General features: G+C 74.4%; 10 protein-coding genes. 5 read left to right on the top strand and 5 right to left on the bottom strand.

Annotated features, from left to right (window positions below; all coding sequences use genetic code 11):
- Positions 1-353 precede the first annotated feature (353 nt).
- Together ACI784_RS00050 and ACI784_RS00045 are read right to left on the bottom strand one after the other, a co-directional pair.
- On the bottom strand, positions 354-1706 hold the full coding sequence (locus tag ACI784_RS00050) for a cytochrome P450 (RefSeq protein WP_457012186.1): 1353 nt from the start codon (positions 1704-1706) through the stop codon (positions 354-356).
- Between the two features lie 13 nt (positions 1707-1719).
- Positions 1720-1884 (bottom strand): hypothetical protein, encoded by a 165-nt coding sequence (locus ACI784_RS00045; RefSeq protein ID WP_456854016.1) that lies wholly within the window; start codon positions 1882-1884, stop codon positions 1720-1722.
- 178 nt (positions 1885-2062) lie between these two features.
- Between ACI784_RS00045 and ACI784_RS00040 the strand changes: the two genes are divergently transcribed.
- Positions 2063-2434, top strand: a complete 372-nt coding sequence (locus ACI784_RS00040; RefSeq protein WP_456922467.1) for a hypothetical protein — start codon at positions 2063-2065, stop codon at positions 2432-2434.
- Between the two features lie 122 nt (positions 2435-2556).
- Here the strand turns inward: ACI784_RS00040 and hrpA are convergent, their stop codons facing one another.
- Positions 2557-6516, bottom strand: coding sequence for an ATP-dependent RNA helicase HrpA (hrpA, locus tag ACI784_RS00035; protein ID WP_456922466.1), 3960 nt, complete (start codon positions 6514-6516; stop codon positions 2557-2559).
- 226 nt (positions 6517-6742) lie between these two features.
- Between hrpA and ACI784_RS00030 the strand changes: the two genes are divergently transcribed.
- Together ACI784_RS00030 and ACI784_RS00025 are read left to right on the top strand one after the other, a co-directional pair.
- On the top strand, positions 6743-7252 hold the full coding sequence (locus ACI784_RS00030) for a MarR family winged helix-turn-helix transcriptional regulator (RefSeq protein ID WP_456922465.1): 510 nt from the start codon (positions 6743-6745) through the stop codon (positions 7250-7252).
- Positions 7249-9027, top strand: a complete 1779-nt coding sequence (locus ACI784_RS00025) for an MDR family MFS transporter (protein ID WP_456922464.1) — start codon at positions 7249-7251, stop codon at positions 9025-9027. The genes ACI784_RS00030 and ACI784_RS00025 overlap by 4 nt, the downstream gene beginning before the upstream one ends.
- 92 nt (positions 9028-9119) lie before the next feature.
- Here the strand turns inward: ACI784_RS00025 and ACI784_RS00020 are convergent, their stop codons facing one another.
- Positions 9120-11240, bottom strand: a complete 2121-nt coding sequence (locus ACI784_RS00020) for a putative bifunctional diguanylate cyclase/phosphodiesterase (RefSeq protein WP_457012185.1) — start codon at positions 11238-11240, stop codon at positions 9120-9122.
- A gap of 154 nt (positions 11241-11394) precedes the next feature.
- Here ACI784_RS00020 and ACI784_RS00015 point away from each other — a divergent pair, with 154 nt between their 5' ends.
- Complete coding sequence (locus ACI784_RS00015) at positions 11395-13200, top strand: acyl-CoA dehydrogenase (RefSeq protein WP_457012184.1); 1806 nt, start codon at positions 11395-11397, stop codon at positions 13198-13200.
- A 133-nt stretch (positions 13201-13333) separates the two neighbouring features.
- Here the strand turns inward: ACI784_RS00015 and ACI784_RS00010 are convergent, their stop codons facing one another.
- On the bottom strand, positions 13334-13507 hold the full coding sequence (locus tag ACI784_RS00010; protein WP_456922461.1) for a hypothetical protein: 174 nt from the start codon (positions 13505-13507) through the stop codon (positions 13334-13336).
- Positions 13508-13782: 275 nt separating this feature from the next.
- Between ACI784_RS00010 and ACI784_RS00005 the strand changes: the two genes are divergently transcribed.
- On the top strand, positions 13783-14823 hold the full coding sequence (locus ACI784_RS00005; RefSeq protein WP_457012183.1) for a YihY/virulence factor BrkB family protein: 1041 nt from the start codon (positions 13783-13785) through the stop codon (positions 14821-14823).
- Positions 14824-14876 lie beyond the last annotated feature (53 nt).

The raw sequence follows: 14876 nt of genomic DNA, 5'->3' as shown, positions 1-14876 counted from the left end.
CCCGTCGCGCCAACCCCCTCCCGTCCTGCGGAATGACCGGCGCCGCTCCGCGAGGCGTCCCCGCTGTGGTGAGCTGACCAGGATGGACGCCGGGAGGACGGCGCGGTCCCGCGGAGCCACGCTGCTCCTCGTGGCCGCGGTCGTCGCCGTGGCCCTCGACCAGCGGCCCGCCGTGGTCGGCGTCGCGCCGTGCTGGGCGACCCGAGGGCGGAGACCGGGCCGGCCTCGGCGACGGCCGGAGGGCGACGTCCCGGGCCGCACCCCAGCCGGCCCAGGTCATCGGCGCGAGCACGACGAGCAGCAGCGCCACGGGCCGGGTCCAGCCACCGGGGTGGAGGAGCGGCCGCCCGAGGTCAGCGCAGCGTCACCGGCAGGTGCTCGAAGCCGCGCAGGGTCTGCAGGTCCCGGCGGACGGGGCGACCGGCCACCCGGAGGCGGGGGAAGCGCTCGGTGAGGGCCTGCAGCGCGACGGCACCCTCCAGCCGCGCCAGGCCCGCGCCGACGCAGTAGTGGATGCCGGCGGAGAAGGCGAGGTGCTCGCGGGCGTCGGGCCGGGTCACGTCGAACCGGCCGGGGTCGGTGAACACCTCCGGGTCGCGGTTGGCCGCCCCCAGCAGGACGACGACCCGGGTGTCCGCCCGCAGGTCCGTACCGGCGACCGTGGTGTCCTCGCGGACCATCCGGCCGGTGATCTGCACGGGGCTGTCGTGGCGGAGCACCTCCTCCACCGCGTCCGGCCAGCACGACGGGTCGGCGCGCAGGGCGTCCCACTGCTCCCGGTGGGCGTCGAGGAGGACGACGGCGTTGCCCAGCAGGTTGACCGTCGTCTCGAAGCCGGCGCCGAGCAGCAGCATCACGGTGGCGTGCAGCTCGCGGTCGGTGAGCGCGCCGTCGTCCGCGGCCGCGACGAGCCGGCTGACGAGGTCGTCGCCCGGCTCGCGACGCAGCCGCGCGAAGTGCCCGGCCAGGAACGCGTGCAGGTCCCGCAGGGACCGGTCGGCGGCGACGAAGCGGCGGAACGGCAGGCCGGGGTCGAGGGTGGCCGCCGCGCCCGCGCCCCAGTGCAGGAAGTCCGCCTGCCGGTCGGGGGGCACCCCGAGCAGGTCGCAGATGACCAGCACGGGCAGCGGGGCGGCGTAGGCGGCGACCAGGTCGACGGTCTCGCCGCGGGCGGCCGGGCCCTCCAGGCGGTCGAGCAGGTCGTCGGCGATCCGCCGCACCAGGGGCTCGGCGTCCGCCGTCGCGCGCGGGGTGAACGAGCGGCTCACCAGCCGGCGGTAGCGGGTGTGGTCGGGCGGGTCGACCACCAGCATCGAGGGGGGCTCGGCGACGCCGGTGGCGGCCGGGTCGTCGCCGAAGGCGAGGGCCCAGCGCACCGTGCGGGGCGTGGCCGCCCAGTCGAACCCGACGCCGAAGCGGTCCGAGCGCAGCAGCACCGACGCCGCGGCGTGCGAGGTGGTCACCGGCCCGAGCGCGCTGGGCACCCACGGGCCGCGGGCGCGCAGCTGCTCGTAGAGCGCGTACGGCTCGGCCCGCAGCGCGGGGTCGCGCAGCAGCCGGGCCAGGAGGTCACCCCGGCGGACGGCACGGGTCAGGTAGGCCGCGGGCATCCCGTGCCGCACGGCCCAGCGGGCGACCGTCCGGGCCGGTCCGGGCACGGCGGACGGACGCGCCCGCCGCACCCGGGGCCCGGCGGGGGAGCTCACCCCCGCCGTCCGCTCAGCTGTTGGGGTCCGGCGCCGAGGACGGGTCGCCGTCCCAGTCCTTGCCCGCCACGTCGGCGTGCTCGGAGGCGCTGTCGGTCTGCTCGGCGACGGTGCGGACCATCTCCTCGTCGGACAGGCCCTCGCCGGCGCTCTCGGTGCGGCCGGTCGGCTCGCTCATCGCATCTCCTCCTGGCTCGGTCGGTGCCCTGGGGGCTCCCCGCCAGGCACCGAGGACAAACCCTGCCCGCCGTCGGCGTCGGCGTCACGGGACTTGCGTGCAACCCGAGTTCCGGCCCCGTAGTGTGCAATCCGGTTGTTGTCGATTCATCGCCGTTGCGGCGGTGGGGGGAGGCGTCGTGGACGTCGAGCAGGAGACCGCGGAGACACCCGACGTCGCCGCCGACGCGCTGGCCGACCTGCTCACCGTGCTGGACACCTGCCTCACCGAGCTGACCGACGCCCGTGAGCGGGCCGGTCGACTGCTCGAGGAACGACGCTCCGGCCGGGCGTGGCTGGACATCGTCACCACCGAGCGGCGGCCCCTCGTGGTGGAGCAGCTCAGCAGCGTGATGGCGTCCCTGGCCACCGCCGGCGGCGCCTGGCGGCGGGAGCAGGCGCACGCGCTGCAGTCCGAGCAGGTCAGCATCAACCGGATCGCCGCCCTCTTCGGCGTCACCCGGCAGCGCATCTCCGCCCTGCTGCGCGACCGCGCCGCCGCCCAGACCTGACGCCGCGGGACGCCGAAGGGGCGACCGGCGGGCAGGACTAGTCCTCCGCCCGTCGATCACGGGGTTGGTGCGGCCAGGGCCGCACCGACCCCGTGATCAACGCGGGACGGGGACGGACGTCTTCACGCGGTCAGCGCGTCGATCGCCTTGTAGACCCGCTGCTCGGAGATCGCCCGCGGCGTCCCGATGGTCTGCGCGAACAGACCGACCCGGAGCTCCTCGACCATCCAGCGCACCCGCGTCACCGGGTCGTCCGGCGCCCCGGTGGCCGGCACCTGCGTGCGCAGCTGCTCGTACTCCGCGGTGACCGCGGCGACCTGCGCCGTCCACAGCTCGTCGCGGACGGCGTTGGCCGGCAGCTTCTCCAGCCGGTACGCCATCCCCCGCAGGTAGCGGACGACGTCGGGCAGCCGGCGGCGGCCGGTCGCGGCGACGAAGCCGCGGTGCAGCAGCCCACCCATCTGCCGGCGCAGGTCGGCGATCGCCGCCTCGGGCACCCGCCGTCCGGGGGCCGCGCCGATCGCCACCGCGACCTCGCGGGCCTGGGTGAGCACCGCCTCGACCTTGCCGACCGTGTCGGTGGTCAGGGGCAGCAGCTGGGCCCGGGCGGTCTCGACCAGGGCGGCGAAGGCGGCCTCGTCCCGCGGCGGGCCGCCGGCGGCCGCGACGAGCTCGTCGGCGGCCGCGTCCACGCAGTCGTCGACCAGCGCGGGGATCTCGCCGTCCGGGTTGAACTGCAGCGCCAGCCGCGTGCGCGGGGACAGCGACTTCACCACCTGCCGTGCCGGGGAACCCGCGACCAGCACCAGCAGCCGCCGTGCGCCGCGCCAGGTCAGCCGCGTCGCCTCCACCTCGGTGGCGACCACCCGGACGCCCACCGTGGCGCCCTCGTCGACCAGCGCCGGGAAAGCGGTGACCACGTGCCCGCCGCGGCGGACCTCGACGGTGCGGGGCAGGGTGCCGAACGACCACGAGGTCAGCCCGGTGCGCTCGACGTCCGACGCCGCCGCGGCCAGGCTCGCCCGGCTCTGCGGCGCCACCTCGCGGCGCAGTGCCTGCAGGTCCTTGCCGGTGGCCAGGGGCCGGTGCCGGTCGTCGACGACGCGGAACGTGGCCCGCAGGTGGTCGGGCACCTGGTCGGGCGCCCAGGCGTCCGGCGGCACGGTGATCGCCGCCGACCGGCGCAGCTCGCGCTCCAGCGCCGGCAGCAGCGGCTCGGTCGGGGCGATGTGCGGCAGCACCTCCCGCACCCGGTCGGGGATGGGCACCAGGGCGCGGCGGAACTGCTTGGGCAGGGTGCGCAGCAGCGCGGTGACCAGCTCCTCCCGCAGCCCCGGGACGGTGAAGGCCAGCGACTCCCCCGACGTCCGCTCGGCGACGGCGTCGAGCACGGCCAGGGGGACGTCGACGGTGACGCCGTCCTGCGGGGTGCCCGGCGCGAACGCGTAGGACAGGGGCAGGGTCAGGCCCTGCGACAGCGGCACCTCGTCGGGGAAGTCCTCGGCCCGCACCTGCCCGGCCGCCGCGGCGTTGGTGAGCATCTCCGGGGTGAAGGTGAGCAGGTCGGGGGTCTCCCGCCGGGCGGTCTTCCACCACTTGTCGAAGTGCCGGGTGGAGACGACGTCGGCGGGGATGCGGGCGTCGTAGAGCTCGAACAGCGTCTCGTCGTCCACCCGGATGTCGCGGCGCCGCGCCCGCTCCTCCAGCTCGGCGACCCGCTTCATGGCCTTCTGGTTCTCCGGCCAGAACCGGTGGTGCGTCGTCCACTCGCCCTGCACCAGCGCGTGCCGGATGAACAGCTCGCGGGAGACCACCGGGTCGATCGACCCGTACTGCACGCGCCGGCCGACGACCAGCGGGATGCCGTAGAGGGTCACCCGCTCGGTGGCGACCACCGAGCCACGCTTGGCGTCCCAGCGCGGCTCGGAGTACTGCCGCTTCACCAGGTGGTCGGCCAGCCGCTCGACGACCTCGGGGTCGATGCGGGCGACGGTGCGGGCGAACAGCCGGCTGGTCTCGACCAGCTCGGCGGCGACCACCCAGCGCGGCGGCTTCTTCGCCAGCGGCGTGCCGGGCGCGATCACGAACCGGGCGTTGCGGGCGCCGAGGTACTCCCGGCCCCCGCGCCGCCGGTCGCCGTCCTTGCGTCTGGCGTCCTCCACCTGGACCCCGACGTGCGAGAGCAGGCCGGACAGCAGCGCGGTGGAGATGCCGCGCTCGTCTGGTTCGGGCGCGAGCTCGCCGACGGACATGCCGAGGCGGCGGGCCGTGCTGCGCAGCTGGCCGTAGAGGTCCTGCCACTCGCGGATGCGCAGGTAGTGCAGGAACTCACGCTTGATCGTGCGCCGGAACTGGCTGCCCGACAGCGCCTCCTGCTGCTCGCCGAGGTACCGCCACAGGTTGAGCAGCGCCAGGAAGTCGGAGTTCTCGTCGGCGAACCGCGCGTGCATCTGGTCGGCGGCCTGCTGGTGCTCGGTGGGCCGCTCGCGGGGGTCCTGGATGGTCAGGCCGGCGGCGATGACGAGGACCTCCTCGAGCACGCCGCGCCGGTCGGCCTCGACCACCATGCGCGCCATCCGCGGGTCCAGCGGCAGCGCGGCCAGGGCGCGCCCGGTCGGGGTGAGCTTCCCGCGCTCGTCGAGGGCGCCGAGCTCCTCGAGCAGTGCCAGGCCGTCGGCGACCGCGCGGCGGTCCGGCGGGTCGATGAACGGGAAGTCGGCGACGTCCCCGAGCTCCATGGCGGCCATCTGCAGCAGCACGGAGGCGAGGCTGGTGCGCAGGATCTCCGGGTCGGTGTACTCCGGCCGGCTCTCGAAGTCCTCCTCCGTGTAGAGCCGGATGGCGATGCCCTCGGAGGTGCGTCCGCAGCGCCCCGACCGCTGCCGCGCCGAGGCCTGGCTGATCGGCTCGATCGGCAGTCGCTGCACCTTCAGCCGCGAGCTGTACCGCGAGATGCGCGCCACGCCGGTGTCGACGACGTAGCGGATGCCGGGCACCGTCAGCGAGGTCTCGGCGACGTTGGTGGCCAGCACGATCCGCCGGCCGGTGTGCGGCGCGAAGACCCGGTGCTGGTCGGCGGCCGACAGGCGCGAGTAGAGGGGCACGACCTCGGCGGCCGGGAAGCGCTCGGTGAGGACGTCGGCGGTGTCGCGGATCTCGCGCTCGCCGGCGAGGAACACCAGCACGTCGCCCGGCCCCTCGGCCACCAGCTCGTCGACGGCGTCGGCGATCGCGCTGACCTGGTCGCGGTCGGGGTCGGCGGCGGGGTCCCCCTCGGGGGCGTCGGGGTCGACCACCGGCCGGTAGCGGACCTCCACCGGGTAGGTGCGCCCGCTCACCTCGACCACCGGCACCTCGGCGCCGTCCGCACCGAAGTGCTTCGCGATCCGCTCGACGTCGATGGTCGCGGAGGTGATGACGAGCTTGAGGTCGGGCCGCTGCGGCAGCAGCCGGGCGAGGTAGCCGAGCAGGAAGTCGATGTTGAGGCTGCGCTCGTGCGCCTCGTCGATGATCAGCGTGTCGTACTGGCGCAGCAGCCGGTCGCGGCCGATCTCGGCGAGCAGGACGCCGTCGGTCATGACCTTGACCAGCGTCGTGTCGCCGACCTGGTCGGTGAAGCGCACCTTCCAGCCGACGACGTCGCCCAGCGGGCGGTCCAGCTCCTCGGCGATCCGCTCGGCGACGGTGCGCGCGGCGATCCGGCGGGGCTGGGTGTGGCCGATCCGCCCGCGGACGCCGCGGCCCAGCTCGAGGGCGATCTTGGGCAGCTGCGTGGTCTTGCCCGACCCGGTCTCACCCGCGACGACGACCACCTGCGAGTCCCGCAGCGCCGCGGCGATGTCGTCGCGGCGGGCGCTGACCGGCAGCTCGGCGGGGTAGCCCACCGGCGGGACGGCGGCCCGGCGGCGGGCGATCCGCTCCTCGGCGGCGGCGACGTCGGCGGCGATGGCCGCCCGCTGGCGGGCGCGGGCGCCGGCGTCCCGGGTGCGCCGGGTGCCGTCGAGCCGCCGGCCCAGGCGGTGCTCGTCCTCGAGGGTGAGGCCGGCCAGCCGCGTCCGCAGGTCGTCGGGCGGGGTGGCCACGGGTCCTCCTCGGGATGGGGTGCATCGCGGCCCGGCGCGACGGTCGGGCGCAGACGGACGACCGCGCGGGTGGCGCGCCGGTCGGCGGGTTCCCGTCCAGGATCCCACCGCACCGCGGCCCTCGGACGTGGCCCGTCTCACTTACGTGCACGGCACAACTGTTTGCTTGCCTCGAACAACCGGTTGTAGCGTGCATGTGTTCCATCGTCCTGCCCCGGAGATCCCCGTGCCCCCCACCTCCACCGAGCCCACCGCGGCCGCCGACCGCGCGGCCGGGGTCCGCACCCTCGGCGAGCAGCTGCCGCGGTTCATGCGCCTGGTCCACGCGCTGAAGAGCGCGCAGGCCGGCGAGGGTCGCGACCGCGCCGCGCTCGTGCTCCTGTTCCCGCTCGTCCGGATCGGCCCGCTGCGCCAGGGCGCGCTCGCCGACCTCGTGCACGCCGACCCGTCGACCGTCAGCCGGCACGTGGCCACCCTCATCGAGCAGGGCCTGGTGCGGCGGGTCGCCGACGAGACCGACGGCCGGGCCAGCCGGCTGGTCGTCACCGACGCCGGGCAGGCCGCGCTGGAGCAGATGCGCAGCGAGCGCGAGGCCGTCCTCGCCCGCATCACCGCCGACTGGTCCGCCGCCGACCTCACCACGTTCACCACGCTCTTCGGCCGCCTGCTGGACGACGTCGCCTCGTCCCTGCCCGCCGAGTCCCCGACCGCGCCGTCCCCGAGAGAGAAGTCATGACCCACAGCACCCGAGCCGGCGCGTCCGGGCGGAGCAGCGCCCGCGCGGCCTCCGCCGCCCCGGACTCCGACGGCGTCTTCAGCCACCGGCAGATCGTCACGATCCTGGTCGGGCTGATGGTCGCCATGTTCCTGGCCGCCCTCGACCAGACCGTCGTCTCCACCGCCATCCGCACCATCGCCGACGACCTGCAGGGTTACGACCTGCAGGCGTGGGCCACCACGGCCTTCCTCATCACCTCGACGATCGCCACGCCGCTGTACGGGAAGCTCTCCGACATCTACGGACGGCGGCCGTTCTACCTGTTCGCCATCGCGGTCTTCGTCGTGGGCTCGGTGCTGTGCGGCATCGCGAGCTCGATGTACGAGCTGGCCGCGTTCCGGGCCCTGCAGGGCGTCGGCGCCGGCGGCCTGATGTCGCTGGCGCTGGCGATCATCGGCGACATCGTGCCGCCCCGGGAGCGCTCCCGGTACCAGGGCTACTTCATGGCCGTCTTCGGCACCTCCAGCGTGCTCGGCCCGGTCATCGGCGGCTTCTTCGCCGGCCAGACCTCGCTGCTGGGCCTCACCGGCTGGCGCTGGATCTTCTTCATCAACGTGCCGCTGGGCCTGCTCGCCTTCGCCGCGGTCTACCGCGTCCTGCACCTGCCGCACGAGCGCCGCGACCACCGCATCGACTGGCCGGGTGCGCTCGCGCTGATCACCTTCCTCGTCCCGCTGCTGATCGTGGCCGAGCAGGGCCGCCTCTGGGGCTGGGACTCCGGCCGGTCGCTCGTCTGCTACGTGATCGGGGCCGTCGGCTTCCTGCTGTTCGTCCTGGCCGAGCGGGCCTACGGCGACGAGGCGCTGCTCCCCCTGCGGCTGTTCCGCAACCGCAGCTTCACCGTCAGCGGCATCGGCAGCATCGTGATGGGCGCCGGCATGTTCGGCGGGCTGCTGCTGCTCCCGCAGTACCTGCAGATCGTGCACGGCTCCAGCGCGACGGTCGCCGGCCTGCAGATGATCCCGCTGGTCGCCGGGATCATGGTCGGCGCGATGAGCTCCGGCATCGCGATCGGCAAGACCGGCAAGTACAAGGTCTTCCCGCTGGTCGGCATCGCCCTGATGACCGTCGCCCTGGTGGCCATGTCGTTCGTCGTGGACGCCGACACCTCGGTGTGGGCGCTGGTGCCCTTGATGGTCCTCATGGGCCTGGGCCTCGGGTTCAACTTCCAGCCGGTCATCCTGGCCGTGCAGAACGCCGTCTCGCCGCGGGAGATGGGCGTGGCCACCTCGTCGGTCACGTTCTTCCGCCAGATGGGCGGCACGATCGGCACCGCCGCGTTCCTGTCGGTGCTGTTCACCCGGCTGCCCACGGAGATCAGCGACGCCCTGGCCGCCTCGACCGACCCGCGGGTGGCCCAGGCGCTGCAGAGCGGCCAGCTCCAGGGCGGCGGGGACCTGTCGGACACCTCCTTCATCCAGGAGCTGCCGTCCCACCTCGCGCTGCCGTTCAAGACCGGCTTCTCGAACACCATCGACCTGGTGTTCCTGATCGCCGCCTGCGTCGTGGCTCTCGGGTTCTTCGTGTTCCTGTTCCTGCCGCAGCTGGCGCTGTCGAACAAGTCCGGCATCCAGGCCCGGCAGGCCGCCGAGCAGACCGCGGGCGACCCGGTCGCCGACGACGAGCTCGAGCAGGCCGTTCAGGCGGTCGGCGCCGCGGCTCCGACGTCCACCGCGCCGCCGGCCGGCCGCCCGGGGAACGCCGGCACCACCGGCGGCCGCCACCGCGGCTGACCGCACCCGCTCGACCGAGACCCCTCCCCGCACCCGCGGGGAGGGGTCTCGTCGCGTTCGGCGGCTGGATCGCGCCGGGCGGCCGCCTCGCGTCAGGGGGCCTGGTCCGGTGGGGGCAGCACCTGCCGCCCGGTGCGCCGCAGCCCGTCGGCCAACAGGGCGCCCAGCCGCTCGGCCGGCAGCGGCGGGGACAGGGCGAAGCCCTGGGCGTACGTGCAGCCCACCCGCCGGGCGCGGGCCACCTGCTCGGCGGTCTCGACGCCCTCCGCCAGGACCTGCAGCCCCAGCGCTGAGCCCAGCGCGGACACCGCGCCGAGGATCGCCACGGGAGCCGTGGCGCGGTCCCCCGGTGGGCCCGAGACGAGGGTGCGGTCGACCTTGAGCACGTCGACCGGCAGCGTGGCCAGGGCCGACAGCGAGCTGTAGCCGGTCCCGAAGTCGTCGATCGCGATGCGAACCCCGTGCTCGCGCAGGACCGCGAACTGTGCGGCCGCCTGCTCCGGATCCCCGGCGAGACTCGTCTCGGTCAGCTCGACGACCAGCCGACCCGGGTCGAGGCCGCTGTCGGCGAGCGCGCCCAGCACGTCTTCGACCAGCGTCCCGGACGCCAGGTGGACGGCACTGATGTTGACCGCGACCGTCAGGTCCAGCCCCTCCCGCGACCAGGCGCCGGCCTGGGCGCCGACAACCTGCAGCAGCCACCGGGTGACCGGCACGATCAGCCCGTTCTCCTCCGCGACCGGGATGAACTGCGCCGGCGAGACCGGCCCGCGCCGGGGGTGGTCCCACCTCAGGAGCGCCTCGCAGCCGGTGACCTCCCCGCTGGCCAGGTGCACCACCGGCTGCCAGTGCACCTCGAACTCGCCGTTCGCGGCGGCGTCCCGCAGCCGGCTGGCGATCTGCCAGCGGTCCTCGAGCTCGCTGCGCAGGGCCGGGGTGAAGACCACGTACCGGTGCGGACCGCCGGCCTTGGCGGCGTACATCGCGGCGTCGGCGTCCCGGAGGAGGTCCTCCGGGCCGGCATGCGCGGCGTCGGATGCGGCGATGCCGATGCTGACGGTCAGCGGCAGCCGGGTGCCGGCGAGTTCGAAGGGCTCGTCGAAGACGCCGTGGAACCGCCGGGCCAGGGCCTCCCCGCCGGCGGCGTCGCAGTCGCGGGCGACCACGACGAACTCGTCGCCCCCCAGCCGGCCGACGACGTCGGTCGGGCGCGTGCGGTGCGCGAGGCGGGAGGCCAGCTCGCGCAGCAGCAGGTCCCCCGCGGAGTGTCCGAGTGAGTCGTTGACGTGCTTGAAGCCGTCGACGTCCATGTACAGGACGGTGACCCGCCCGCTGTCGTCCTCGGCCAGCGCGTCGGTGATGACCTCGTGCAGCGCCGCCCGGTTGGGCAGGGCGGTGAGGTGGTCGTGGCGGGCCTGCCAGGCTGCGCGCTGCTCGGCGGTCACCCGGTCCGTGATGTCGCTGTGCGTGACGACGACGCGCGGCCCGTCGTCCACCGGGAAGGCCTGCATGTGCCACCAGCGGGGTTCGCCGCCCCGCCCGGCGGCCACCGGCCAGGCGTAGTCGAGGGAGAACGACGGCGCCCGCCCCTCGAACACCGCCTCCAGGCCCTCGACGGCGGTGCGGGCGTCCCGGACGCCGGCGGCCGCCGCGGCGCGGCAGGCCTCGAGGTAGTTCGCACCGCCGCTGGCGAACGGGCGGCCGTCGACCGCGGCGCCGGCAGCCCACGCCGCGTTGGTCGTCAGGATCGTGCCGTCGGCGTCGAGGATCGCGGTCCGGGCGGGCAGCGCGTTGAGCACCGCGCGGATGAGCGAGGACTCCGCCGCCCGCTCCTCGTCGAGCGTGCGCCGCTCGTGCACGTCGCGGAAGAAGACCACCACGTCATCGCCGGTCGGGTAGGCCCGGACCTGGAACCACCGGTCCAGCGGACCGTAGAAGAACTCCACCAACTGGGGCTGCCGCTGCCCGCGGGCGTCGCGGTAGGCGTCCCGCAGAGGGGACGTGAGCGCTTCAGGGAACGCCTCCCAGACCGTGCGGCCGACCAGATCGCCGGCCGATCTCTCCAGCAGTCGCTCGGCCGCGGCGTTGAGCCAGGTGAAACGGTCCTGGGGGTCCAGGAAGTAGACCGCCTCACCGATCGACGCCAGCGCCTCGACCGCCCGCCGCCGCCACGAGGTCCCGCGCTGCCGGGGCGAGCCCTCCGAGCTCGCCATCGGCGCTCCCCGCACGGTCCGGCGGGCGACGACCCCCGCGCTCGGGACGATACGACCTGGATTCCCCGGCCGCACGACCGGCGATGCGAAACGACCGCCCCGGCCCGCGGCCTACTGTGGCGGCGGCTCCCGCTCCCCGCTCCTGGAGGCACCCGTGCGCCCGTCGCTGATCCTGTCCCGCCGCGACCTGGAGTTCCTCCTCCACGAGTGGCTGGGCGTCGAGGAGCTGGTGAAGCGTCCCCGCCACGCCGACCACTCGCGGGAGACCTTCGACGCGGTGCTGGACCTGGCCGAGCAGATCGCCACCGAGCACTTCGCCCCGCACAACCGCGCCGCCGACGAGCACGAGCCGCGCATGGTCGACGGCAGGGTGGAGATGGTGCCCGAGGTCGGCCGGGCGCTGCGGGTGTTCGCCGACGCCGGGCTGGTCGCCGGCACGTTCGACGAGGAGCTCGGCGGCATGCAGCTGCCGCACACCGTCTCCCAGGCCGCCATGGCGTGGTTCCAGGCGGCCAACGTCGGCACCTCGGCCTATCCGTTCCTCACCATGGCCAACGCCCGGCTGCTGGTCGCGCACGGCAGCCGCGAGCAGGTCGACACCTACGTGCGGCCGATGCTCGAGGGCCGCTGGTTCGGCACGATGGCGCTGTCGGAGCCGCAGGCCGGCTCGTCCCTGGCCGACATCACCACCCGCGCCGAGCGGCAGGACGACGGCACGTACCGGCTGACCGGCAACAAGATGTGGATCTCCGCCGGCGACCACGAGCTGAGCGAGAACATCGTCCACCTGGTGCTGGCCAAGGTGCCCGGCGGCCCACCCGGCGTGAAGGGCATCTCGCTGTTCGTCGTGCCCAAGCACCTGGTGGCCGACGACGGCTCACTGGGCGAGCGCAACGACGTCGTCCTCGCCGGGCTCAACCACAAGATGGGCTACCGGGGGACGACGAACACGCTGCTCAACTTCGGGGAGGGCGTGCACACCCCGGGCGGGCGGGCCGGCGCGGTGGGGTACCTCGTCGGCGAGGAGCACCGGGGCCTGACCTACATGTTCCACATGATGAACGAGGCGCGGGTCGGCGTCGGGGCGGGCGCGGCGGCGCTCGGCTACACCGGCTACCTGCACGCCCTCGCCTACGCCCGCACCCGCACCCAGGGCCGCCCGCCGACCGACCGGGGCGGGCCGGGAGGCGGCATGGCCCCGCCGGTGCCGATCGTGGCGCACACCGACGTCCGCCGGATGCTGCTGGCCGCGAAGTCCTACGCGGAGGGAGGCCTGGCGCTGGCGCTGTACTGCGCGCGGCTGGTCGACGAGGAGCAGACCGGCGCGACGCCGGAGGACCGCGCGCGGGCGCACCTGCTGCTGGAGGTGCTGACGCCGATCGCGAAGTCGTGGCCGTCGCAGTGGGGACCGGTCGCCGACGACCTCGCCATCCAGGTGCACGGCGGCTACGGCTACACCCGCGACTACCCGGTCGAGCAGTTCTACCGCGACAACCGGCTCAACCCCATCCACGAGGGGACGGCCGGGATCCAGGGGCTGGACCTGCTCGGCCGCAAGGTCGTGATGCAGGGGGGCGCGGGGCTGGCGCTGCTCGGGGAGACGATCGGGGCGACGACGGCCCGCGCGGCCGGCACGGAGTGGGCGGGGTTCGCCTCGGACCTCGATGCCGCCGTGGCCCGGCTGGGTTCGGTGACCGCGACGCTCTGGGGCGCGGGGGACCCGGCGGTGACCCTGGCCAACGCCACCGTCTACCTCGAGGCGGCCGGCCACGTCGTCGTGGCGTGGCTGTGGCTGGAACAGGCGCTGGCCACCCGGGAGGAGACCAGCGACTTCCACCAGGGCAAGCGGGCGGCGGCGCGCTGGTTCCACCGGTACGAGCTGCCGAAGGTCGCCGTCCAGCTCGACCTCCTGGAGTCGCTGGACCGCACCGTCCTCGACACCCCGGAGGCCTGGCTCTGACGCGCCCGCGCCCGCGCCCCGCGACTCCGGAACGGAGCGCGGGGCGCGCGGGTCACCATGTGACGCGCTGGAACGGCCGCCCTCCAGGGGCCCACGCCGAGCCTGCGAGGCGTGGGGGGAGGGAGGTCCTCCCTCAGGCGGCGCGGGCGGCACCCACCGGCTCGGCCGCCGCGGCACGGCTGGTGGAGCGCGCGCCGGCGGCGCGCTGCTCCCGCTCGTACCGCGCCGTGGACGAGGTGCCCATGACGATCACGAGTGCGGTCAGGACCAGGAACCCGATCAGGGTCACGGCCGGCCACAGCACCATCTGTACATCCCCCATGTGTTCTCTCGGCTCTGCCGCGGGGCGGGCCCCGCAGCACGTCGTCGGGCTCCTCCTTCCCCCGCCGACCGCCGTCTCAATCGTCACGGCGTGAGGTCTTGCTGACACTCCGGCGCGGACCCACCCCCATCGAGGGACGCCGCACACGGCCGCCGAGCAGGTCACAGGGTGGTCGCGACACACCGCGGGCGGGCATGGAACGGGACCGTCCGGGGAACCGGGAGCGCTGACGAGCAACCACTCCACCGGAGGACGAACCCATGGCCCGCTCCACCGGATCCCGCGGCGAGGCCGCCGCGAAGGACACCCGGTTCTCCGGCAACGTCGCCGGTGATCCCGCGCCCGACGACCCCAAGGTCAACGACACCCGCTTCGACAGCAAGCCCCACGGCGCCGACACGAAGCCCACCACCGTCGGCACGCTGAAGCGCACTCTCAAGGAGTTCAGCGAGGACAACCTCACCGACTGGGCGGCGGCGCTGACCTACTACGGCGTCCTGGCGCTGTTCCCCGCGCTGATCGCCCTGCTGTCGATCGTGGGCCTGCTGACCAACCCGGAGCAGCTGACCACCGCCCTGACCGCGGTCGTGCCCCAGCAGGCGGCCAGCACGCTCAACCCGGTCATCCAGCAGATCGCCGGCAACACCGGCGCGGCCGGGTTCGGCCTGATCCTGGGTCTGGCCGGCGCCGTGTGGTCCGCCTCCGGCTACGTCGGCGCGTTCACCCGCGCGGCGAACGTGGTCTACGAGACCCCCGAGGGCCGCAAGGTCTGGAAGCTCAAGCCGCTGCAGCTGCTGGTCACGCTGATCGGCATCCTGTTCGCCGCGGTGATCGTGGCGCTGCTCGTGCTCAGCGGCCCGGTCGTCGACGCGATCGCCCAGGCCATCGGCGTGGGCGAGACGGGGCTGACCATCTGGAACGTCGTCAAGTGGCCGGTGATCGTCGTCCTGCTCGCGCTGATGATCGCCGTCCTCTACTATTCGACGCCCAACGTGCGGCTGCGCGGGTTCAAGTTCGTCAGCCCCGGCGCCGTCGTGGCGATCGTCGTCTGGGCCGTCGCCTCCGCGCTGTTCGCCTTCTACGTCGCCAACTTCGGCAGCTACAACAAGACCTACGGGGCGCTGGCCGGTGTCATCGTCTTCCTCATCTGGTTCTGGCTGACCAACGTGGCGCTGCTGTTCGGCATCGAGCTCGACGCCGAGATCGAGCGGACCAAGGAGCTCAAGAGCGGCGTGCCCGAGGCGCACAAGGAGATCCAGCTCGACGCCCGCGCCGAGCCGAAGCCCCGCCAGACCAACTGAGGGCGGGTACCGACACACGGCAGTGGCCCCCTCCCGTCGCGGGAGGGGGCCAC

It is taken from the genome of Geodermatophilus sp. SYSU D01186, from assembly GCF_054050215.1.
Note: the sequence above shows the minus strand (reverse complement) of the source record. Positions and strands in the feature narration are given on the sequence as shown.